The 22,005-nt window shown below is 26.1% G+C and carries 18 protein-coding genes; 15 read left to right on the top strand and 3 right to left on the bottom strand.

Annotated features, from left to right (window positions below; all coding sequences use genetic code 4):
• Positions 1 to 11 precede the first annotated feature (11 nt).
• The 3 genes from MYE_RS03865 (at position 12) to ftsH (ending at position 4,284) form a co-directional block, all read left to right on the top strand.
• The gene (locus MYE_RS03865; RefSeq protein ID WP_042733582.1) at positions 12 to 836 is read left to right on the top strand and encodes a MurR/RpiR family transcriptional regulator; all 825 of its coding nucleotides are present in this window, start codon (positions 12 to 14) and stop codon (positions 834 to 836) included.
• Positions 837 to 848: 12 nt separating this feature from the next.
• A complete protein-coding gene (gene tilS, locus MYE_RS03860) occupies positions 849 to 2,066 on the top strand; it encodes a tRNA lysidine(34) synthetase TilS (protein WP_042733581.1) in 1,218 nt (405 codons plus the stop codon).
• 142 nt (positions 2,067 to 2,208) lie between these two features.
• Positions 2,209 to 4,284: an ATP-dependent zinc metalloprotease FtsH gene (gene ftsH, locus MYE_RS03855; RefSeq protein ID WP_042733580.1), complete on the top strand. Its 2,076-nt coding sequence runs from the start codon at positions 2,209 to 2,211 to the stop codon at positions 4,282 to 4,284.
• A 26-nt stretch (positions 4,285 to 4,310) separates the two neighbouring features.
• Here ftsH and MYE_RS03850 read toward each other — a convergent pair whose 3' ends face one another.
• From MYE_RS03850 to MYE_RS03840, 3 genes are all read right to left on the bottom strand, one after another.
• Positions 4,311 to 5,210: an ABC transporter ATP-binding protein gene (locus MYE_RS03850; RefSeq protein WP_042733579.1), complete on the bottom strand. Its 900-nt coding sequence runs from the start codon at positions 5,208 to 5,210 to the stop codon at positions 4,311 to 4,313.
• Between the two features lie 69 nt (positions 5,211 to 5,279).
• Entirely contained in the window at positions 5,280 to 6,146 is an 867-nt protein-coding gene (locus MYE_RS03845; RefSeq protein WP_042733578.1) for an Hsp33 family molecular chaperone HslO, read from the bottom strand.
• A gap of 342 nt (positions 6,147 to 6,488) precedes the next feature.
• Positions 6,489 to 6,971 (bottom strand): isochorismatase family protein, encoded by a 483-nt coding sequence (locus MYE_RS03840; RefSeq protein ID WP_042733577.1) that lies wholly within the window; start codon positions 6,969 to 6,971, stop codon positions 6,489 to 6,491.
• Positions 6,972 to 7,087: 116 nt separating this feature from the next.
• On the opposite strand from MYE_RS03840, the gene mnmG reads away from it, so the two are divergent.
• The 12 genes from mnmG (at position 7,088) to MYE_RS03780 (ending at position 21,978) form a co-directional block, all read left to right on the top strand.
• A complete protein-coding gene (gene mnmG, locus MYE_RS03835) occupies positions 7,088 to 8,974 on the top strand; it encodes a tRNA uridine-5-carboxymethylaminomethyl(34) synthesis enzyme MnmG (RefSeq protein ID WP_042733576.1) in 1,887 nt (628 codons plus the stop codon).
• 251 nt (positions 8,975 to 9,225) lie between these two features.
• The gene (locus MYE_RS04075) at positions 9,226 to 10,236 is read left to right on the top strand and encodes an HU family DNA-binding protein (RefSeq protein WP_052491429.1); all 1,011 of its coding nucleotides are present in this window, start codon (positions 9,226 to 9,228) and stop codon (positions 10,234 to 10,236) included.
• An 86-nt stretch (positions 10,237 to 10,322) separates the two neighbouring features.
• Positions 10,323 to 12,968, top strand: a complete 2,646-nt coding sequence (locus tag MYE_RS03825) for an HAD-IC family P-type ATPase (RefSeq protein WP_042733575.1) — start codon at positions 10,323 to 10,325, stop codon at positions 12,966 to 12,968.
• Between the two features lie 90 nt (positions 12,969 to 13,058).
• Positions 13,059 to 14,606 (top strand): APC family permease, encoded by a 1,548-nt coding sequence (locus tag MYE_RS03820; protein ID WP_042733574.1) that lies wholly within the window; start codon positions 13,059 to 13,061, stop codon positions 14,604 to 14,606.
• A complete protein-coding gene (locus tag MYE_RS03815; protein ID WP_042733573.1) occupies positions 14,575 to 15,249 on the top strand; it encodes an ECF transporter S component in 675 nt (224 codons plus the stop codon). Before MYE_RS03820 ends, MYE_RS03815 begins: the two co-directional genes overlap by 32 nt.
• A 167-nt stretch (positions 15,250 to 15,416) precedes the next feature.
• On the top strand, positions 15,417 to 16,010 hold the full coding sequence (gene pgsA / locus MYE_RS03810; protein WP_042733572.1) for a CDP-diacylglycerol--glycerol-3-phosphate 3-phosphatidyltransferase: 594 nt from the start codon (positions 15,417 to 15,419) through the stop codon (positions 16,008 to 16,010).
• On the top strand, positions 16,010 to 16,708 hold the full coding sequence (gene rsmG / locus MYE_RS03805) for a 16S rRNA (guanine(527)-N(7))-methyltransferase RsmG (protein WP_004428701.1): 699 nt from the start codon (positions 16,010 to 16,012) through the stop codon (positions 16,706 to 16,708). The genes pgsA and rsmG overlap by 1 nt, the downstream gene beginning before the upstream one ends.
• 1 nt (position 16,709) lies before the next feature.
• Entirely contained in the window at positions 16,710 to 16,904 is a 195-nt protein-coding gene (locus tag MYE_RS03800) for a DUF951 domain-containing protein (RefSeq protein ID WP_042733571.1), read from the top strand.
• Positions 16,905 to 16,906: 2 nt separating this feature from the next.
• Positions 16,907 to 18,001, top strand: coding sequence for a redox-regulated ATPase YchF (gene ychF, locus MYE_RS03795; RefSeq protein WP_042733570.1), 1,095 nt, complete (start codon positions 16,907 to 16,909; stop codon positions 17,999 to 18,001).
• Positions 18,001 to 18,687, top strand: coding sequence for a YgjP family zinc-dependent metalloprotease (locus tag MYE_RS03790; RefSeq protein ID WP_042733569.1), 687 nt, complete (start codon positions 18,001 to 18,003; stop codon positions 18,685 to 18,687). Before ychF ends, MYE_RS03790 begins: the two co-directional genes overlap by 1 nt.
• Positions 18,688 to 18,790: 103 nt before the next feature.
• Complete coding sequence (locus tag MYE_RS04070) at positions 18,791 to 20,038, top strand: BspA family leucine-rich repeat surface protein (protein WP_052491428.1); 1,248 nt, start codon at positions 18,791 to 18,793, stop codon at positions 20,036 to 20,038.
• Positions 20,039 to 20,205: 167 nt separating this feature from the next.
• Positions 20,206 to 21,978 (top strand): YfcC family protein, encoded by a 1,773-nt coding sequence (locus MYE_RS03780; protein ID WP_042733665.1) that lies wholly within the window; start codon positions 20,206 to 20,208, stop codon positions 21,976 to 21,978.
• The last annotated feature ends 27 nt before the right edge of the window (positions 21,979 to 22,005 follow it).

Here is a 22,005-nt window from a genome sequence, read left to right as displayed (position 1 = left end):
AGGCAGATACTATGAATGTAACAAACGTTATTTTTAGATTAAAAGAATTAGCAAAAGAACCAGAAACTAATATTGGATTAACAAGTAAAACAATTTTAGATAACATGAATTTAGTTGCTAATTTTAATATTTCTAAAGTTGCTCAAATTACTTATACTTCTCCTGCTACTATTACGAGATTTTGTCAAAAGTATCTAAATTTATCAGGTTTTAGTGAACTTCAAACTCTTATAAGAGTTTATTTAAGTGAAGAACAATTAAATTCAGATCCCAAAAAACATACTAAGAAAAATGAATTTAACTATGATGAAATAACTAGTGCAATTAACTTGACTGATAGTTTAATTGATATGGATGAAGTTGATAAAATCGTTGAAGGAATTTTTAAAACAAAAACTGTATGTATCGTTTCTCAAGATTCGAGTATAAGTTATATTGCAAGTGACTTATATGAAAAAATGAGTTTAATAGGAATACCTCCAATTGTTATTAAACAACAAGAAACATTAGAGTATTATTCAAAAATATCTGATGAAAATTGACTTTTTATTGTCATTTCTCATTTTGGTGAAAATGCTATGGTTAGAAAAATGATAGAACAAATTCATAAGAACGGTTCATTTGTAGCATTAGTTTCTATGAATAACACAAGTGCGTTTTCTAAAGTTGCTGATTGTTGAATTAAATATGCTCCAACAGATCAAGATCCTCTTCAAAAAATTAAATATTCATCTATGTTTTCACTGTTATATGTAACACAAGTTTTATTTACAAGTATAGTTAAAAAAGATAAAAAACGTTTTGAAAAAATCTCAAAAATTCTAAAAATAAACTAGGAAATATTTGCTATGAATAATTTAAATATTGATAGTACAAAAAAATATTTAGTTGCTGTTTCTGGTGGACCTGATAGTATCTTTTTACTAAGTAACATTTTAAAAAATATTGATAATAAAAACATCGTAGTTTGCCATGTAAATTACAATTTTAGAGCTGATTCAAATATCGATCAAAAAATTGTACAAGACTTTTGTTTACAACACAATTTAAAACTAGAAATCTTAAATGTAAGTCAAGATTATTTAGAATTAAAAACAAATTTTGAATCTTGAGCAAGAACTTTAAGATATGATTTTTTCAATGAAATTGCAAATAAATATAATATCTTTAATTTATTAGTTGCTCATAATCTAAATGATTTAATCGAAACATATCTTTTACAAAAACAACGTAATAACGAAGTAAATTATTATGGTTTAAAAAATAAGTCTAAATATAAAGATATGACTATTTATAGAATAATGTTAAACATTAAAAAATCATATATTATCAATTATTTAGATACTCATAATATTAAATATGCTATTGATTCAACTAATTCAGATATTAAATATGAAAGAAATAAAATTAGATCTATTTTAAATGAAGATGATTTTGATACTTTATTAGAAGAAATTAAAATAAAAAACGATCAGTTAAACGATATTAATAAAATTGTAGATAAATATTTAAAAAATAATCTTATTGATGATGAATTAGAATTAAATAAAGAACTATTTAGTTTTAAAAATAACGTTATTCAAAGAATTATTTATAACTATTTTAAAGCTATTAAAAAAGAAGAATTATTATTAAATAGAAGTAATAAAACTATTGTTGAAATAACTAAAACGTTAATAAATTCTAAAAAGAATTATTGAAAAATAACTTTAAATGAATATAGCTTAATTAAAGATTATGATAAGTTATTTTTGATTTCTAATAAGTTGTTAGAACCCAAAACATTAGTTATTAATAACTTAGATGATTTAATTAATCAGACTATGTTTGATAACATCGATCAAATTGAACAAATTATTTTTAATCAAAGAGATTTTAGTTACATAATTACTAATGATTATGAAAAATATAAATTAGAAACAACAATTGATAATAAAAAAACTAACCGATATTTAATAGATAGAAAAATCAGATATAAGTCTAGAATTTTAAACCCCGTTGTTTACAATAAAGATAAAAAAATAATCTTAAATAAAATTAAAAAATATCATTTACCAAACAATTAAAATAAGACTTAAATTTCGTTATTTTAGATTAAAAATAAGAAAGAATCTTGTTTAGTAATCAAAATTTATGAAGGTTAGTTTTTAAAATGTGAATGTGATAATATTATTATATTGTATAGGTATTTTTAGAGGAGAGAATATCATGGATAAGAAAAAGAGAAAACCTAGTTTATGGTTTTGAGTTATTCTGATACTAGCTGTTATTTTAATATTTACTATTGTTAGTACAACAGCAGCAGGAACTACCCAAAGTCTTACTCTAGATCAGTTGTATGAAAAAGCACAATCTGGTAAAGTTGATAACATTACATTACAAAAATATATATATGGAACTGACATAATAAGTGGATGATATCGATCAGAAAGTGGTTGAATAAAATTTGTTGTTAACACAAGTGATCTTGCTATTAATTCAATAACAGATCAAAACTTTAAAAACTTAATTTTAAATTCAAATACTATAGTTTACAACAATACTTCTATCGCTTCATTTATATCATCATTATTACCAATGTTTATTCTAATTTTATTCTATATTGGTTTATTCTACTTCATGTTCAAAGGTGGTGCGGCTGGTGGTGCAGCTGGAGCTAACGGATTATTTGGAATGGGTAAAAATAAAGCAAGAAAAGAAAAATCAAAAGTTAGATTTAGTGATGTTGCGGGTATTGAAGAAGAAAAAGGTGAATTAGTTGAGTTAGTTGACTATTTAAAACAACCAGCTAAATATGCTTCAGCTGGAGCAAGAGCACCAAAAGGTGTTTTAATGGAAGGTCCACCAGGAACAGGTAAGACTTTACTTGCTAAAGCTGTTGCTGGAGAAGCAGGAGTTTCATTCTTCTCAATTGCAGGTTCTGAATTTGAAGAAATGTTTGTCGGAGTTGGTGCAAGCCGTGTTAGAGAAATGTTTAACGAAGCTAAAAAATCTGCTCCAGCAATTATCTTTATTGATGAAATTGATGCTGTGGGACGCAAACGTAATGCAGGAATCGGAACAGGAACAAATGAACAAACATTAAACCAATTGTTAGTTGAAATGGATGGATTTGAAACTAACTCAGGAATTATTGTTATGGCTGCAACTAACCGTGTTGATGTTTTAGACCCAGCCTTATTAAGACCAGGACGTTTTGATAGAGTTATTCAGGTATCTCTACCAGATATCAAAGAACGTGAACAAATTTTAAAATTACATGCAAGAAACAAAAAGATTGATTCAAGTGTTGATTGACATAGAGTTGCTGAAAGAACACCAGGATTCTCAGGAGCTCAACTTGAAAACGTTTTAAACGAAGCTGCTATATTAATGGTTAGAGAAGGAAAATCAATAATTACTATTACTGAAATAGATGAAGCTATTGATAGAGTTGTTGGTGGTCCAGCTAAAAAATCTCGTGCTATGACAATGCATGATAAAGATATTGTTTCATACCATGAATCAGGTCACGCTTTAATTGGATTAAAATTAGAAAGTGCTTCTAAAGTACAAAAAGTTACAATTATTCCACGTGGTAATGCGGGTGGTTATACAATTATGACTCCTAAAGATGAAACATTATTCTCATCTAAAAATGATTTATATGCAATGATCGCAGGTTACTTAGGTGGTCGTGCTGCTGAAGAAATTAAATTTGGAAAAGATAATGTTACAACAGGAGCTCACGATGATTTTGATAAAGCTACTGCTATAGCAAAAAGAATGGTAATGCAATTCGGTATGTCTGATTTAGGTATTACTAAATTATTAACAATGGCTGATGAAGCTTATGGTAAAACTGAAGGAAGTTATTCAGAGCAAACTGCAGCAAAAATTGATGCTGAAGTATCTAGAATTTTAGAAGAATCATATAAATTGGCTATTAAAATAATTAAAGAAAACATGGATACTTTAGAATTACTTGCCGAATCTCTAAGAGTACTAGAAACTATTACAGCTGAACAAATTGATTACATTAATAAAAACAAAAAATTACCTGAAGCAGTTTTAATTGAAAAAGAAAAATATGCTAAAGAACAAGAAAAAATCAAAGAAGGTAAAATTATTGAATTAGATATTAATGATGTTAAAAAAGAACAAGAACAAGAAAAAACTGGAGAAGTTTCTTCTGAAGAAGTAAAAAAACCTAGAAGAAAATCTAGTTCAGCAAAATCTAAAAAAGTTGATAAAGAATCAGATGATTCTAAAAATGATAATGAAGGTAAAGAAAAAGAGGAATAATAAATTCCTCTTTTTTGTTTATTAAATTATGATCAATCAATTGTTTGTGGATCTGCTGGATTAGCATTGTGTTCTAAACTATCAATAACACCGTTTCTGATATGAATAACAGTATTAGCAATTTTAGCGATGTTAGGGTTGTGAGTAACAACAATAATTGTTGTTTTGTATTCTCTATTAACTTTAACTAGAATTTCAAGAACTTTACGTCCCATTTCCTCATCCAACGCTCCAGTTGGCTCATCAGCAAATAGAATATCAGGGTTTTTAGCTAATGCTCTAGCAATAGAAACACGTTGTTGTTGTCCCCCTGACATTTGGTGAGGGTATTTATTCATTTGTTCTTTCATACCAATTGTTTCAAAGATTTCTTCAATTGACATTCCACCTTTATTTTTTGCTAAGTTTTCTCCAACTTCAGCGTTTTCTTTAGAAGTTAAGTTTGTTAGCAAGTTATATTGTTGGAAAACGAAACCAACATTTCTTCTTCTGAATTTAGTCATGTGAGAATCTTTTAACAATGTTAAGTTAGATCCAAGAATAAACACGTCACCTTCAGTTGCTTTATCTAGTCCTGAAATTATGTTTAAGAATGTAGTTTTTCCTGATCCTGATGGTCCTAAAATAACAATAAAATCTGATTTATCTAATTTAACATCAATACCTTTTAATACTGGAGTTTCTAGATCTCCTGTAATATAAGATTTTTTAACATTTTTTAACTCAATAATGTGTTTATCTAAATTAGGAACATGATTTTGTGTTGTTACAACAAGACCGTTATCTAAAATCTCTTTTGAGTATTTACTTGTTAATTTCTTTTGAAGTTTTAGTTTTTGTTTTAAACCTTTAACACCTGGTTCAAACTCTTCTGATTGTGTAATGTTAATAAAATCACGATCATTTATTTTATTTTTATTTTCCATGAGTGCTCCTTTATTTTTTAATTTAAAACAATGTCTTATTAATTTTAGCATATGTTTTTTATGGAATGATTAATTTAAAAGTTTTGCAATATCTTCTAAGCCAACTGTGTATTTTTTGTTACAAAATTCACAAAGAATTGAAACTTCTTCTTTTTTATCAATGATGTCGTTAATTTCTTCTTTTGGTAAAAGCTTTAAAGAATTAAAGACTTTATCTGTTGAACAAGTACATTCGAATTTTATTTCTTTTTGTTCTAAAATTTCAGCATCTTCTATTATTTCCTTAATCAATGCTTGATAGTTTGTAGATTTTAATAAAACTTCTTTTATAAAGTTTGTGTTTCCAAGTTTTTCTGAAATAGCATCAAGATTTTCTTTAGTATAACCTGGAAACATTTGAACCATAATACCTACAACTTTTTGAATTTCTAAATTATCATCTAACTTACAATCAGTTATTAAAAATGAATTAGTTTGAGATGATTTAGTTCAATAATTTGTAAAATCATAATCAATATTTCCAAAGTTAATTTCAACATTTGAAACATATGGATCTTTTAAACCAAGATCTCTACTTACAACTAAAAATCCTTTTTTACCTGCTGTTGCTATAACCGGATCAGCATCAATTTTATTAATATAATTCATTGGATCAAATTGCTTATTTTGAATATAACTTCTTATTTTGTTATTTTGAAATTCAGCTATCATAGTTTTAATAGCCCCATCGCTTGTTGTTCAATTTGAAAAAGTTTTGTCGTTATCTTTTGATTCCATTCCTATTAAAGTGTTTGCTGCTGTAAATTTTGATAAAACTATATTTGCAAAAACATTTGCTTTTTGAAGTTTAATTATTTCTTGCATTGATTCAGTGATATCAACTATTGAAATTTTTACATTATATTTTTTACTTGTTGCTCTTATTCTTATATCCATATTTAACCTCTTTTATTTATATATAATATCTTAAAATTTATTAGTTCTAATATGTAGTTTTATATAAAACATTTTAGCGTTTACTAAAGTACTTTATTATTTCTTAAATATTAACAATTAATTTATTCTTTTACTAGTATAATATTAGTGTCTAGATGCACCCACATCTAGAGGTTAGAGTAACCCCTACTCAACCAAAAAATATGAAAATTGGAAATTAAAATTGATTTTTTATACAAACTTTCTCATTTCTTTAAGGAACGTTAATAAAATTTAAAATTTTATTACCTTAAAAAATAATAATAGAAATTAAAAACCGGCCCCCAACCGGTTTTTATTGTTTTATTCAAAACCTTTACAATAATCTAAATTAATATGTGCATTATATCCTAATTTTATAGCATCATCATAAGTAGCTTTTACACAAATTTCAGTCACAACTCCAACTATTTCTAGTTCTGTAATATTATGTTTTTTTAAATATTCATCTAAACCATTTGAGTTACCTTTTTCATCAAAAAATCCACTATAGCTTTCAATGTCTTTTTTATTCCCTTTTTTGATAATTAAATCTACATAACTACTATCAAAATAAAATTCAGATCCTTTTGTATTTTCAACACAATGAATTGGTCATTGACTGAATGAGTAATGATCTTTAGGATGTCAGTCTTTAGAAGCAATAATATGTCAACCTTGTTGTTTTAATTCTTTTGATAATTCTGTTATTTTAGAACTTAATTCTTCAGCACCTTTTACATATAAACTACCACTAGGACAAGCGAAGTCATATTGATAATCAACAATAATTAAACCTTTATTCATATCTTTCTCCTTAGAACACATTTAATAGTAACATGCTTAGTTTTTATAATATAGTGGTATAATTTGATTTTTAACATATTTGTAATATTATTAAATAGGTAAAAAGAGGTGAGTTTATGAATACAGATTATGATGTTATTGTAGTTGGAGGAGGGCATGCTGGAGTTGAAGCTGCTCTTGCTAGTGCTAGATTAAATAAAAAGACTGCTTTAATTAATTTATATGAAGATAAAATAGCTACTATGCCATGTAATCCAAGCATTGGTGGTCCTGCTAAAGGAATAGTTGTAAGAGAGATCGATGCTTTAGGTGGAGAGATGGCTAAAGCGGCGGACGCTACTGCAATACAAACCAAGTTATTAAACTCATCACGTGGTCCTGGTGTTTGAGCTTTAAGAGTTCAATCTGATAAAGATAAATATTCTGAATATATGAGAGATAAAGTAAAATCTCAAAAGAATTTAGATTTAATAACTAAAGCTTGTGAAGGTTTATTATTTAAAGATAAAGTTGTTAGCGGAGTTATTTTTGATGATGGTTCAACTCTAACAAGTAAAGCTGTAATTATTACAACTGGAACTTATTTAAAATCTGAAATATTAAAAGGTGTAGAAAGATATGAAGCAGGTCCTAATAGTGAAAAAACAACTAAAGGAATTAGTAAATCATTATTAGATCTAGGTCTTAAATTATTACGTTTTAAAACAGGAACTCCTGCAAGAGTTTATCGTGATTCAGTAGATTTAAGTAAAGCTATTAAAGAACCTGGAACAGATATGAAATTAGCATTTAGTTTTTCAACAGATTCATACACTCCACTTGATCAACAAGAATTATGTTATCTAATTCATTCAACTCCTGAAACTAAAAAAATTATTGAAGACAACTTAGAAAAATCTGCAATGTATTCAGGTACAGTCGAATCAATTGGTCCAAGATATTGTCCAAGTTTTGAAGATAAAATTGTAAGATTTAAAGACAAAGAAACTCACCAAATATTTATTGAACCTGAAACATTGAATGGTGATACTTGATATATTCAAGGATTTTCAACTTCTATGCCAATTGAAATTCAAGAAGCAATGTTAAAATCATTACCCGGTTTTGAAAATGTAAAAGTTAAACATTGAGCATATGCTATTGAATATGATTGTTTAGATCCTATGCAATTATCGCCTAGTTTAGAATTAAAAGATGTTCAAAACTTATTTACTGCAGGTCAAATTAATGGAACTAGTGGATATGAAGAAGCAGCTAGTCAAGGATTAATTGCAGGAATAAATGCTTCAAGAAAAATAGACGCATTAGAACCTTTAATTTTAAGAAGAGATGAAGCTTATATTGGAGTTATGATTGATGATCTAATTAATAAAGGTGTTTGAGAACCTTATAGATTATTAACAAGTCGTGCTGAACATAGATTAATATTAAGAAATGATAATGCTGAAGTTAGATTAAAAGAATATGGTAGACAAATCGGTTTAATTAACGATCAAGAATGAGAAGAATATCAACAATACTTACAACAAATTAATGAAGCAATTGCTGAGTTAAAAGAAATTAGATTTACACCAAAATCACAATTAGCAATTAATTTAAAAGAAAAAAACCAAGCAAATATTCAACATGGATATAGTGGTTATGAATTAATTAAAATTCCTACAGTTGATATTAATGAATTAGTAGAATTTGTTCCTAAATTACAAAATTTAAAAACTAATCAACTTCAATCAATAGTTATTGAAACAAGGTTTGAAGGTTATGTTAAAAAAGAATACGAACAAGTTCAAAAATTAATTAAATTAGAACGTAAAAAAATCCCAGCTGACATTAACTATGATAAAGTAGAAAATTTAGCTACAGAAGCAAGACAAAAACTAGAAAAAATAAGACCTTTAAACATAGGACAAGCTTCAAGAATTACAGGAGTAAATCCAGCTGATATTCAAATGTTATTATTCTATTTAAAAAAACAATATCCTCAAGATATTAATGAATCTTAATAATATTAAAAGGTGCAAAAAGCACCTTTTTGTTTATGAATTTAATTAGAAAATAAACATTAAAATTCTAAGCAAAATCACAAAATACCATTTATGTATCAATATATCCGAATAATACACACTTTTTAGTGTGGAAAAAAGAAAACAAAAATAAAAATAATATAATTTAAATAGGGATAAGTTATAAAAAGCCCAAAAACATACAGTAGAACAAAGTTATTTCCAAGGGATGAAGAAAGGAAGTATAAAGTATGAAAAAAACATCTAAGGTAGACAAATATCATGCTTTTTTAACGTTAGCAAGAGTTTATTTAGGTCTATTCGCTTTATCTTTAATTGCTATACTTTTAGTTAAAATATTAAATGCAGCAGAAATGGCTGTGCTTAAAGCTGACTTCTTTTGAGCTATAACAGGATTTTCATTTATACTATCAGAACCAGTAAAATGAGGAAGTAAATCAGTTGATATTATTGCTAACATATGTACAGTTTCAGTGTTACCTATATTATTATTTGGATCACTAATTTCTTACATTTTATATTACAAAAATTTATCTACTGTTAAATGTGATAAAGCTTCAGTTAAATCTGATTGCAAAGCTGAATGTGCATGTGAATGTGAAAAATCATGTGAAAAATCATGCGAAGATAAAGTTTGTGAAAAGTCATGTGACGATAAATCATGTGAAAATAAAGAAAAACTTGAAATGATGATTTTAGAAACTCCAATAGTTGATGAAAGAGTTACAGTAAAATCAAGCGATTTAATGACTTCTACAAATGAAGAAGTTGAACAAGCTAAAGAACCAGTTGTAAAAGAAGAAAGACCAAAAGCTAAAGCAAAAAGTAGTAAAAAAGTTGCTGAAAATGTTAAAGATAAAGAAACAAAAGTTGTAGTTGCTCCGGTTGTTGTTGCTGAAACTAAAGTTGAAGCTCAACCAAAAGCAAAAAAAGCTGCTAAAAAACGTTACCCTCAAGTTCATAAAGGTGAATTATTAGAAGAATTATATGCATCTGAAGAACTAAAAGAAATGACTAAAGTTGATATCAAAACTGTATTTGAAAAAACATTTATAGTTTTTGGTAAACACTTAGTGAGCGAAGGAGAAGTTTCATTTTACAAATTCGGTAAATTTGAATTAGTTGATGTTAAAGCAAGACAATCAATGAATCCAAGAACTAAAGAAAAAATTACCGTTCCAGCTCACAAAACAGCTAAGTTCAAAATTTCTAAATCATTAAAAGAAAAAATGAACAAATAAAATATTTATAAAATGGCTTCTAGCCATTTTTTATTTATCTTAAAGTTCTATATTGGTAAAATATATAGAGTGAAAAGGAAATAGATATGTTGAAATTAAATAAGAAAACCAATAGTCAATTAAAATACAAAAATGAAGAATATGTAAAAAATATCTCAAAAGCAAAATTAGATAAAATTGAAAAAATACTAGATTCACAAATTGGATTAGATGATAAACAAAGAGAACAAAACACATCGAAATTTAAAAACAATTATATAGTTGTTAAGAAATTTCCTATTATTAAAAAAATGTTTGAATCTCTTGTTGAACCATTTTCTATTTTGTTATGAATAATTGGTATTATTGAATTTGCTATTTTTACTTTTGTTGATAGAAATGCGATAACTTTAATATCTGCTATTATGATCATCTTTATGATATTTTTAGCAAGCACTGTTGATTTTATTCAAGAATATAGAGCTTATCAAACTAATTTAGAACTAAATAAAATGATAGAAAATCACTTTTTAGTTTTAAATAAAAAAATTACAAATATTAAGGAATTAAATTTTGATAATGTTAAACCAGATTTAATAGAATTAGAACAATCTAAACTAACTATTGGAGATGTAGTTTTACTAAACCAAGGTGACATTGTTCCTAGTGATTGTAGAATTATTTGAAATGATAATTTATATGTTGATCAATCAACTTTAACTGGAGAAAACGATCCAATTAAAAAAGATATTAATAATAAAAATAAAAATTTAATAGAACTAGAAAATATCTTATTTAAAGAAACAACTATAGTATCTGGATCTTGTTTAGCTGTCGTTATAAATGTTAGTGAGAATAATTATTCTAATTCATTATTACAAAGCGCTGAAGAAGAAAGTGTTAGTGATTATGAAAAATCAATGTCAAAAGTTACTAAAATCTTAGTTTTTTCTATTCTAACTTTAGTTCCAATTATTACATTAATTTCTTTAATTAGAAATGATTTTTCAAATTATAGTTCAGCAATAATATTTGGTCTTTCAATCGCAGTTTCATTAACTCCAGAAGCATTACCTGCAATTATCTCATCAAACTTAAAATTAGGAAGTAAAAAACTATCTAAAGAAAAAGTAGTTATTAAAAAACTATCTATTATTCAAAATATGGGTTCAGTTAATGTTGTTGCAACTGATAAAACAGGAACTTTAACTTTAGAAAATATTAATTTAAATGACTATAAAGATTTAAATAATCAATCTAGTGACTTATTAAAACAATATCTATACTATAATGCATATTTTCAAAGAAACTTATTTAATAATATTGATAAAGCAATTGTTAATGCTAATTTAAATGTTGATCTAACAAAAATTAAATTATTAGATGAACAACAATTTAGTCATGAAACTAGAATAAATTCAGTATTGATTAATGATTCAAAACAAAACATTCAAATCACTAAAGGTAGTGTTGAAGAAATGTTAGAAATAATATCATTTGTTAATGATAAAAAAGTTATTAAAATCAATGATGAAATTAGAAATAAAATTATAAAACAAGCAAATACTTGATCACAAAAAGGTTATAGAGTTATTTTAATTGCTACTAAAATAACAGATCAAATTGAAACAAATGATTTAGTTTATCAAGGTATGGCTATGTTTGAAGACGTTATTAAACCAGAAGTTGAACAAGCGATTGAAACATTTAAAAAATACGGTGTTGATGTAAAAGTTTTAACTGGTGATAATAAAAATACAACAAAACATATTGCAGATAAAATTGGAATTAAATCTTCTAAATTAGTAGCAGGAGAAATGTTAGATAAACTTAATTCTTCTCAAATAGATGAACTAACAAAAAGTGTAAATATTTTTTATAAACTTTCACCTTTTGAAAAAGCTCAAATTATTCATAGTTTAAAAAAAGAAAATGTTGTAGCTTATTTAGGTGATGGAGTAAATGATGCAATTGCATTAAAAAAAGCTGATGTTGGAATTTCAGTTAATAATGCAACTCCACTAGCTAAATCTTGTGCTGATGTTATTTTATTAGAAAAAGATTTAAACGTTTTAGAAAACGCTTTTGTTAAAGGTCGTCAAACTTTTGCTAATGCAGTTAAATATATAAAGATCACCGTAGCTTCAAATTTTGGTATTATGTTAACTCTATTAATATCAACAATGTGATTAAAATTTGAAGCAATGTCACCAATCCAACTTTTAATTCAAAACTTAATTTTTGATTTTGCTAACTTAATATTTGTATTTGATAATGTTGATGAAATAAGTATTAAAAAACCTAAAAAATGAAATATTAAAACGATTATTCCATTTGGTATTATTAATGGATTAGTTCAAACAATAATAAGTTTTATAAACTTCTTTATTTTATATTTTGCTTTTGATGTTAAAGGTCAAAATATGGATGCTATTCATCAATTCCAAACTGCATACTTTTTAGAATCAATTCTAACTCATATTGTAATTATTCTAGTTTATAGAACCGAGTTAATTTCATTTATTCAATCTATTCCTTCAAAAGAAATGGTTATTGGAATGTTATTCTTTGCTTGCTTACCGTTTATGATTATTTTTGCCGATCTTAATACAGGAGATTTATTTAATTTCAACTTAGGAAATAATAATTTTAAATGATGATTCTTAATATTACTTGGATTAGAAATTTTTGCTTGAATACTAGCTGAAGTGTTTAAGTTTACTTATAAAAATATTTTCAAAAGTTGGTTATAAATTAATAGTTCCTGGTAAATGATAAAAAATAAAAATTATTAATATACAATTATACGTATATATTTTATTTAAATAGAAAGGTTATTTATAATGAAAAATAAAGGAAGACTGTTTGAGTTTCTTACTTTGTTTGCCATGGTTGTTGGTACTGTTATTGGTGCAGGTATCTATATTAAAAATAAAATAATTTTAGAAGCAACACACAACCCGATTATCGCTATTATTTTATGATTAGTTGTTGGTATTGCTTGTGTGGCTGTTGTTTATTTATTTTTAGAAATCTCATCTTCAACAAATAAACAAGGAAGTGGAACAATAAGTGTTTGAGCTCAAAAATTTATGAACCGTAAAATTGGATCGTTTTTTTCAATTTTCCAAACTTATGTATATGCTCCAGTTATGATGAGTTTATTTTCAACTGCAATGATAGGATTTGCATTGAAAATAGCTAATTTCTCACTTCCTGGTTATGTTTATTGATTAATATTTTTAGTTGGAGGAATTATTATTATTCTTTTAACTACAGTTTTAACTGTTTCAAGTTTATCTACTTCTCGTAGAATTATCGCTATTGGAACAGTACTTAAATTTATTCCATTAGTTGTATCTTTAATTTCGGGATTTGTTATTGTAGCTATCTTTGGAATAAAAGATGGAACATTTGGAAATGGAACACCTGAAACCTGATCTATTGATAGTTTTGAACCGTTATCATTCTTTAGAGGATTTGGTGGAATTCTATTTGCATTTGATGGATTTGTTTATATTTGTAATTCTCAAAAAAGAGCTAAACATAAAGATGTAGTTCCAAAAGCCTTATTATTTGGAATGATATTTGTTTCTATATTTTATGTTCTTATGGCAATTTCATTATTCTTAGGTTCAACTGATGGTTCAATTGCTGAATTATTAAAAAGATTATTTAATGGTGGACAAGTTAAAGACTCAACTGCAGCTAATGTTTTAGTCGCTATAATTACTACTTTAATTTGTTGATTAGGAATTGCTGGATATTCATATATTTCGGTTGTTGGATTAGAATCAGATCTTGCTGATAAAGTTCAAGTTTCAGAAATTGATAATATTCAAAATGAAAAAGTAAAAATTAGAAAAATAGCAATCAAAATAAATATCATAACAATTATTATTCACGTAATATTTACGTGTGCTAGTGCATTTTCTAACATTTCGTTAAAAGAAACTTATGAGTCTATTGTTCCTACTAAATCATTTGATGTAGGAGAACAAATAGCTAACTTAATTCAAGTTTTCTCATCAGCTTGTTCATGTTTCTCATTTGCTATTATGACTTCTGTTATTATTGCTGGATTAGTAAATAGAAAAACAAATAAAGTTGAAGTTGAAAAGCGTAAAGGATTTGTTGTTATAGGAATTATTTCAACAATCGCTATTATATTATTTACTTCTATGGGTATTTTTACATTCATTGTTCCTGATGAAGTACTTTATGGAAATGAAACTTGATTTAACTCTGGAAAAGGTCAAGGATGATTATTTATTTTACTTTCAATTCTAAGTATTGTTTTTGTGTCTATTATTTGATATATTCAAGAAAAACAAAGGATAAGAATGCAGGTGATTTTAAATGACAGCACAACAACAAGAATTAATAAATAAGCCCGATTTAGCATTTATTACAAAACAAAATTGATCTAAAATTTGAAAAGAATATTTCATGCCATCAAGCACAAGAATAGCAACACTTTCTATTCTATTAGCAATCGAAATAGTGTGTGTATTATTTTCAAAATATGTTATGGGAATAGTTAGAATTCAAAGCTTTTTAGTTCTTGAATTAAACCTTTGAGTTTTTGCAGTAGCAGCAATTGCAACTAACTTCTTTTGAACAGCGATATTTACTTTGTCATCTATCTGATTAAGATTCGCATTTGGTTTAAGTGAACCTATAGGACTTCTTTCTTTAACATTTGTTGACTTTGGTTCAATAGTTGCTTTTTCAACTATAATATTTGCAGTTAAAAGATTTTACTTTATTTCTAATAAGTATGAAAAATATTCGAATCATGAAGCTAAATGGATAATATTAGCAAGTTTATTAGCAATAGCAGTTGGTTCGGCTTTAGCGGGTATTACTAACTATACGTTTATTCTTAAGTTATACGGTACTCCAAAACAAAGCATACCAGCAACTACAGTTATTACTTTTGGATTCACTATATTAAAATTAACAGTTAACTACATTATATTCTTAGTAGTATATAGTAGAGTAAACACTATTCTTAAAAATTCTCACATTTAGTTTTATAAAATATCTAAGCTTAGCAAATTTATGTTAAATTAGATATTTTTTTATTTTAATTATTGATTTAATTTATTATTATTAATAAATAGCATTTTGATAAAAATGTTTCTATTTTTTCTAAAATTTAAGTATGATAAAATGAATTTAAATTGTGAGGAATTTATATGAAAAAAAACAATATTAACATACCAAATATTCTAACTATGATTAGAATAGCTTTAGTACCAATAATCTTAGTTTTATTATTAGTTGATCACTATATTTCATCAGCAAATAAAGATCTTTCTAGAATTTTATTTTCAGTTTCTGGAGCGATATTTATTATTGCTTCAATTACTGATTTTGTTGATGGATGATATGCTAGAAAATACAATTTAGTAACTAAATTCGGTAAGTTTTTTGACCCAATTGCCGATAAGTTATTAGTTAACTGTGCATTAATTTTATTTGCTTCATTTAACATATTACCTGTTTGAATAACTATTGTATTAGTTTTAAGAGATACAATTGTTGATTTTGTAAGAATGATTTTAAGTTCTAATAACATTACTTTAGCAGCAGGAATGTCAGGTAAATTAAAAACTGTTTTCCAAATGATTGGATTAAGTATTTTATTTTTCATAAACACTAAATTTAATAATTGAACAGAGTTTGATTGACAAAATCAATTAGTTTTAATACCTATGTATATTGCTACATTTTTCAGTGTTTATAGTGGAGTTGTTTATTTTGTTAAGGCTAAACCTAATTTATTTTAATGTTTAATAATTGATCTATTTTTGACAATTACAAAAACTTTACTATAACTGATGAGATTAAAACTAAATTAAACTTATATTACGAATTATTAGAAAGAGAAAATAAAAAATACAATCTAACTAGAATAACTCAATTAGATGAAGTATTTGAAAAACATTTTTTAGACTCTTTATTATTTGTTGAACAACATAAAATAACTAATCAAAAAATAGCAGATATCGGAACTGGACCAGGACTTCCTGGAATTGTTTTAAAAATATTTTTCCCTGATATTAAATTAACATTGATTGAATCTAATAATAAAAAAGTTAACTTCTTAAAATTAGTAGTTGACCAATTAGGTTTAAAAGATGTTGAGATTTTAAACAAGCGTGCTGAAGAATTAACTGATTTATATAAAGAAAAATTCGATATCATCGTTAGTCGTGCAGTTGCTTATTTAGATATTATTTTAGAAATTGGTGTTCAATTATTAAAAGTTGATGGAACATATATTTTATTAAAAGGTCCTCGAGCTTATCAAGAAATTGAAGATCTAAAAAATAAAGATAAAAAGATGGGATTAGAATTGGTTAATACTCAAGAAATATCAGATACAGGATTTGGGATTAGAGTTAATTTATTTTATAAAAAAGTGGCTCGAACTAGTTCTATTTATCCTAGAAAATACTCACAAATCAAAAAAGAAAGTAAATAATATGAACTATTTAGATTTAGAAATTGGCGATTTTATTGAATTAAAAAAAACCCATCCAAGTAAAACTCTTAGATGAGAATTAATTAGAATTGGAGCTAAATATAAATTTAGAAGTTGTGATAAGTTTGATTTATTCATTGAATTATCGCGTGAAACTTTACAAAAACAATTAAAAAATATCATTAAGAAAGGATAAATATGGGATTAAAAGTAGGAATCGTAGGATTACCAAATGTAGGTAAATCAACATTATTTAATGCAATTACAAATTCAAAAGTAGAAGCTGCAAACTATCCATTTGCAACTATTGAACCAAATGTAGGAGTTGTTGAAGTTCCTGATTTTAGATTAGATAAATTACAAGAAATTTTTAGTTCTAAAAAGAAAATATCAACAACAATTGAATTTGTTGATATTGCAGGATTAATTGCTGGAGCAAGTAAAGGTGAAGGATTAGGAAATGCTTTTTTAGCAAACATTAGAGAAACTGATGCAATTTGTGAAGTTGTTAGATGTTTTGAAAACAAAGATATCACTCACGTTGAAGGAAGTGTTGATCCAGTTAGAGATATTGAAATTATTAATTTAGAGTTAATGTTAGCTGATGAAGCATCAATTAAAAAACGTATAGATAAATTAGCTCCTAAATTGAGAAGTGGAGATAAAACTGTTAAAGCTGAAGCAGATCTACTAGCAAGATTATTAGAGTGTTTAGATCAAAATAAAATGTTAAATACTTTAGAATTAAATGAAGATGATGAAAAACTTTTAAAAGGTTATCAATTATTAACTGCTAAACCAATTATTTATGTATGTAACGTTAATGATGATGAGTTATTAGAAGATAATGATTATGTTAAACAAGTAAAAGAATTTGCTAAATCCTCTGATTCTAAAGTTGTTAAAATTTGTGCAAAAATTGAAGAAGATTTATCTGAAGTTTCAGCTGAAGAAAAAGAAGAATTCTTAAAAGATTTAGGTGTAACTCAATCTGGATTAGATCAATTAATTCAAGCGGCTTACAACACTTTAGGATTACAAACTTATTTTACAGCCGGTCCTCAAGAAGCAAGAAGTTGACAATTTAAAAAAGGTTGAAACGCTCCTAAATGTGCAGGAGTAATTCATACTGATTTTGAAAGAGGATTCATTAAAGCTGATATTTATTCAATAAATGATTTATTTGAATTAGGTAGTGAAAAAGCCGTTAAAGAAGCTGGAAAAATGAGACTAGAAGGAAAAACATATATCATGCAAGATGGTGATGTGTGCTTTTTCAAATTTAATGTGTAATGATAAAAGAAAAACACCAATTAAGTTATCAAAAAAACAACATAACTTATTATGTTGTTTATAAAAATCAAAAGAATATGATTTTAAAATTAACTAATAATCAAATTACAGTGAGTGCTCCTTTTAATACTCCAATTTATTTAATTGAACAATTTATCTACAAACATATTTCAAAACTAATTAAAGTGCAAAATAACTATGAGTATTTAAGAGTTTATGATTTTTATAGTTCTAAACCTTGAATTAAAATATTTGAAAATCAAGTTGAAGTTGAACTTTTAAATGAAAATATTCATTCTAAAATTATTGATAATAAAATTGTTATGAAAAATTATTTTGATAATCAAATACAGTTAGATAAAATCTATAATTTACTAGCTAAAGAATATAAAAATTGATTTATAAATAGAACAATTATGTGAGCTGAAAAAATGAATATTGCATTTAATAATGTTTCAGTTAAAACTTTAAAATCTAAATGAGGTTATTGTAATACTAAATTAAAAAATATAGTTTATAACACTAAATTATTACACTTCACACCTAATATTATTGATTATGTAATTGTTCATGAATTAACTCATATTGTTCATCCAAATCACTCTAAAGATTTTTGAAGATTTCTAAGTTTATATATTCCTGATTATAAAGAATTGCAACAAAAACTAAATTCTAAAGGAGTTTAACTTAAATGTGTCTGAAAGACACATTTTTATTTATTCGAGTTTATATATTTTGTATTGCACGACTTTAAAAAGAGAAAAAGTTTTATAATAATTGTAAACAGAGGTGAAGTGTATATGAAAAAAAGAACTAAATGAATTACAATTGCTAGCTTATTATCTCTTGCGGGGGGGTACTGCTATAACCGCTATAGCAGTTGTTAACCAAAATAAAAAGATCGATCACAAAAAAGTAATTAATGATGTCTGAAATGAAAAATTCTTTAATAAACTAATGCAACCTATGTACTATGGAAATTTAATTAAACAATTAAATAAAGAATTAAAACAAAAAGGGTTAGATGAAGTTTCATATGACTTTCCAGCTTTATTAGACACAACCATTGGAAATGATGAAGATTGGAATGTTACATATAAAAATGAAAAAATCAATCTTCAATTTGGTGAATTTATGCCACTATCAAAAGAACCTACATATAATGAAGATGAAACTAACTGTTTAGATATGGGATGAAAAACTACCATTTTACAAGATGGATTTAAAAAAGATTATATTATTAGCCCACATCCTATGAAAGAAACTGTAAAAGAAGTTCTAAAAGAATTTCCATGATTCATTAATGGTTTAAACGAAGTTTTTAAAGGAAATAAAAATAAAGAAATTAAAGGTATTGAAAATTGAGATACTTCAAATTTCGACTATTTCCGCCTTGTTTTTCAAGATGCAACAAATTTTGATCAGGAATTAAATAATTGAGATACATCAAATGCAAAAACTTTATTTGGTATGTTTCATAATGCAGAATCTTTTAATAAACCTTTAAATCACTGAAATGTTTCTAAAGTAGACGACATGACAGCCTTGTTTTTCGGTGCAAAAAGTTTTAATCAGGATTTAAATAATTGAGATACGTCAAATGTTTCAAATATGATTGCAGCATTTCATAGTGCAGAATCCTTTAATGGAAATATAATAAATTGAAATCTAAATAAAGTTATAGCACTTGATGGAATGTTTGAAAATGCTATAAAATTTAACCAAGATATTTCAACAAAAGAAATAACAAAACCAGATGGTACTAAATATAATGCTTGAGATACTTCAAATGTAAGTCAAATGAATGCTGTATTTTCAAATGCAAAATCTTTCAATCATAACGTATCTAATTGAAATGTTGATAAAGTTAATGAAGCATATGACGAACCTGAAGAAGGAGTTGTGAACCTTCATACATTCCTTAAATTTGCAACAGGAAGTCAACTAACTGTTGATAAAATACCTACTTTTAAAAAACCGGAACTTGCATTTGTGGTTATAGATTCCAATGAAGAAACTGAAGAAGATAATAATTAAATTTAAGATATGAATTTATTCATATCTTTTTTATTTGCTATATTTGCGGTTTATTTATAGTAGATTTTCTTTAAGTGAGTTTATATAAATTAAAAAAATTAGTATAATTAAAAGATATAAAATGTATCAGTTCTAGAAAGGAGAAAAAGATGGATAATCAAACTGAGATGCATTGTTCTGTGCAAAATGGGGACTTTAATCAAAAGAAAAGTAAAAAAAGACGTCACTTAAAAATGATCTCATCTTTTAGTATTTTACTTTTAATAATGGGTATTTTAATGTTATTGTCTTGAATATTACATTGAGCTGGTGTTCAGACAGAAGTTAACAATAATATCGCTTTTAATGATTGAAAAAATAACAATGTTTTAAAACCTATATATGAATTATGAGATAAAAAACATCCTGGAGTTGTTCCAGGTAACACTCAAACTTGATTTGAATTTCTTGAAACAAATTTAGGTCAAGGATGAACAAAAGAAATAAGTGGTTGAGTTAATAAAGCTAACGGCTCTGAATACTTAATAGGATTTAATGGAGTAGCAAATTTTACAGGAAAAGCTCTAATTTCTCCAATTGGTATAGCTGATTGATTCTATGCACCAATTAAAGGATTTATAGATAAAACTGATGTTATTATTTTTGTTTTATGTATTGGAGCATTTATATTTATATTAGTTCAATCAAGAGCATTAGAAGGCTTTTCACAAGCTATTGTTGCTAAATTAAAAGGAAAAGAAGTTTGAGCAATAGTTCCTTTAATGACATTCTTTTCAATATTTGGTTCAGTTGAAGGAATGGCTGAAGAATCATTAGGATTTTACATGATATGTATTCCTTTAATGCTTATGGCTGGTTTTGATGTGTTTACTGGTGTTTTAATCATTATGCTTGGAGCAGGAGTTGGAGTATTAGCTTCTACAGTTAATCCGTTTTTAGTACCAGTTGTAATTGATGCTATTAACAGTCAATTACCTGAAGCTGCAGATAAAATGACTGTAGGTAATGGTTTAGTATGACGTATTTTATGTTGATTTATTTTTACTTCATTTGTAATAGTATTTACTATGATGTATGCAATAAGAGTTAAAAAGAATCCATCTAGATCGGTTACTTTTTCAACTTTACACGGTGATAAAGAATTTTTCTTAGGAAGCACAGTTGAAACAATAAAGTTAGATTGAAGAAAGAAAACTTCATTAATTTTATTTGCAATCACTTTTATCATTATGATCGTTTATTTAATAGGTTGAGATAAAATATTTAACTCAACAGCAATGGAAGATCAAGCGAATTGATTAAGAAGACATTTACCTTATTTAGCTTCAACAATTCCAGGATGAGGAAATGCAACTGATCTGTCAGTTACTGCGATGATTTTCTTATTAGCTTCTATTGTTTTAGGATTTGTTAATTGAATGGGTGAAGCTAAATTTATTGATACATGATTTAAAGGAGCTTGCGATATTTTATCAGTATCATTAATTATCGGAACAGCTGCTGGAATTGGAGTTATTTTGTCTGAAACAAATCTTCAATCACTATTTGTTTCAGGAATTAGTAGTTCTATTGGTGGAATAGAAAATAGCATTTTAAAATCATTAGTGTTATTTATAATATTTATTCCTTTATCATTTTTAATTCCTTCAACAACAGGATTTGCTACTGCAATATTTCCGTTACTAACAAAATCATTGTTAGATAAACAAGGAATTCAATTAGACCCACGAGCTAGTGTTGGAGCAATTACTGCATTTCAATTTGCATCAGGATTAGTTAACTTAATTACTCCTACAAGCGGAGTTGTTATGGGTGCTGTTGCAATTTCAAGAATGAGTTATACAAGATATTTAAAAGGTATTATGCCTATAATTGGATGTCTATTTGTAATGAGTATTATATTAATATGCATTGGTGGAGTTGTTCCGTTTGCTGTATAGAAAAAATGTTGTAAGAGAAATCTTACA

Origin of the sequence: Mycoplasma yeatsii GM274B (assembly GCF_000875755.1) — a bacterium.
GTDB lineage: Bacteria > Bacillota_I > Bacilli_A > Mycoplasmatales > Mycoplasmataceae > Mycoplasma > Mycoplasma yeatsii.
The sequence above is the reverse complement of the archived record's forward strand: the minus strand, read 5'-3'. Positions and strand labels throughout refer to the sequence as shown.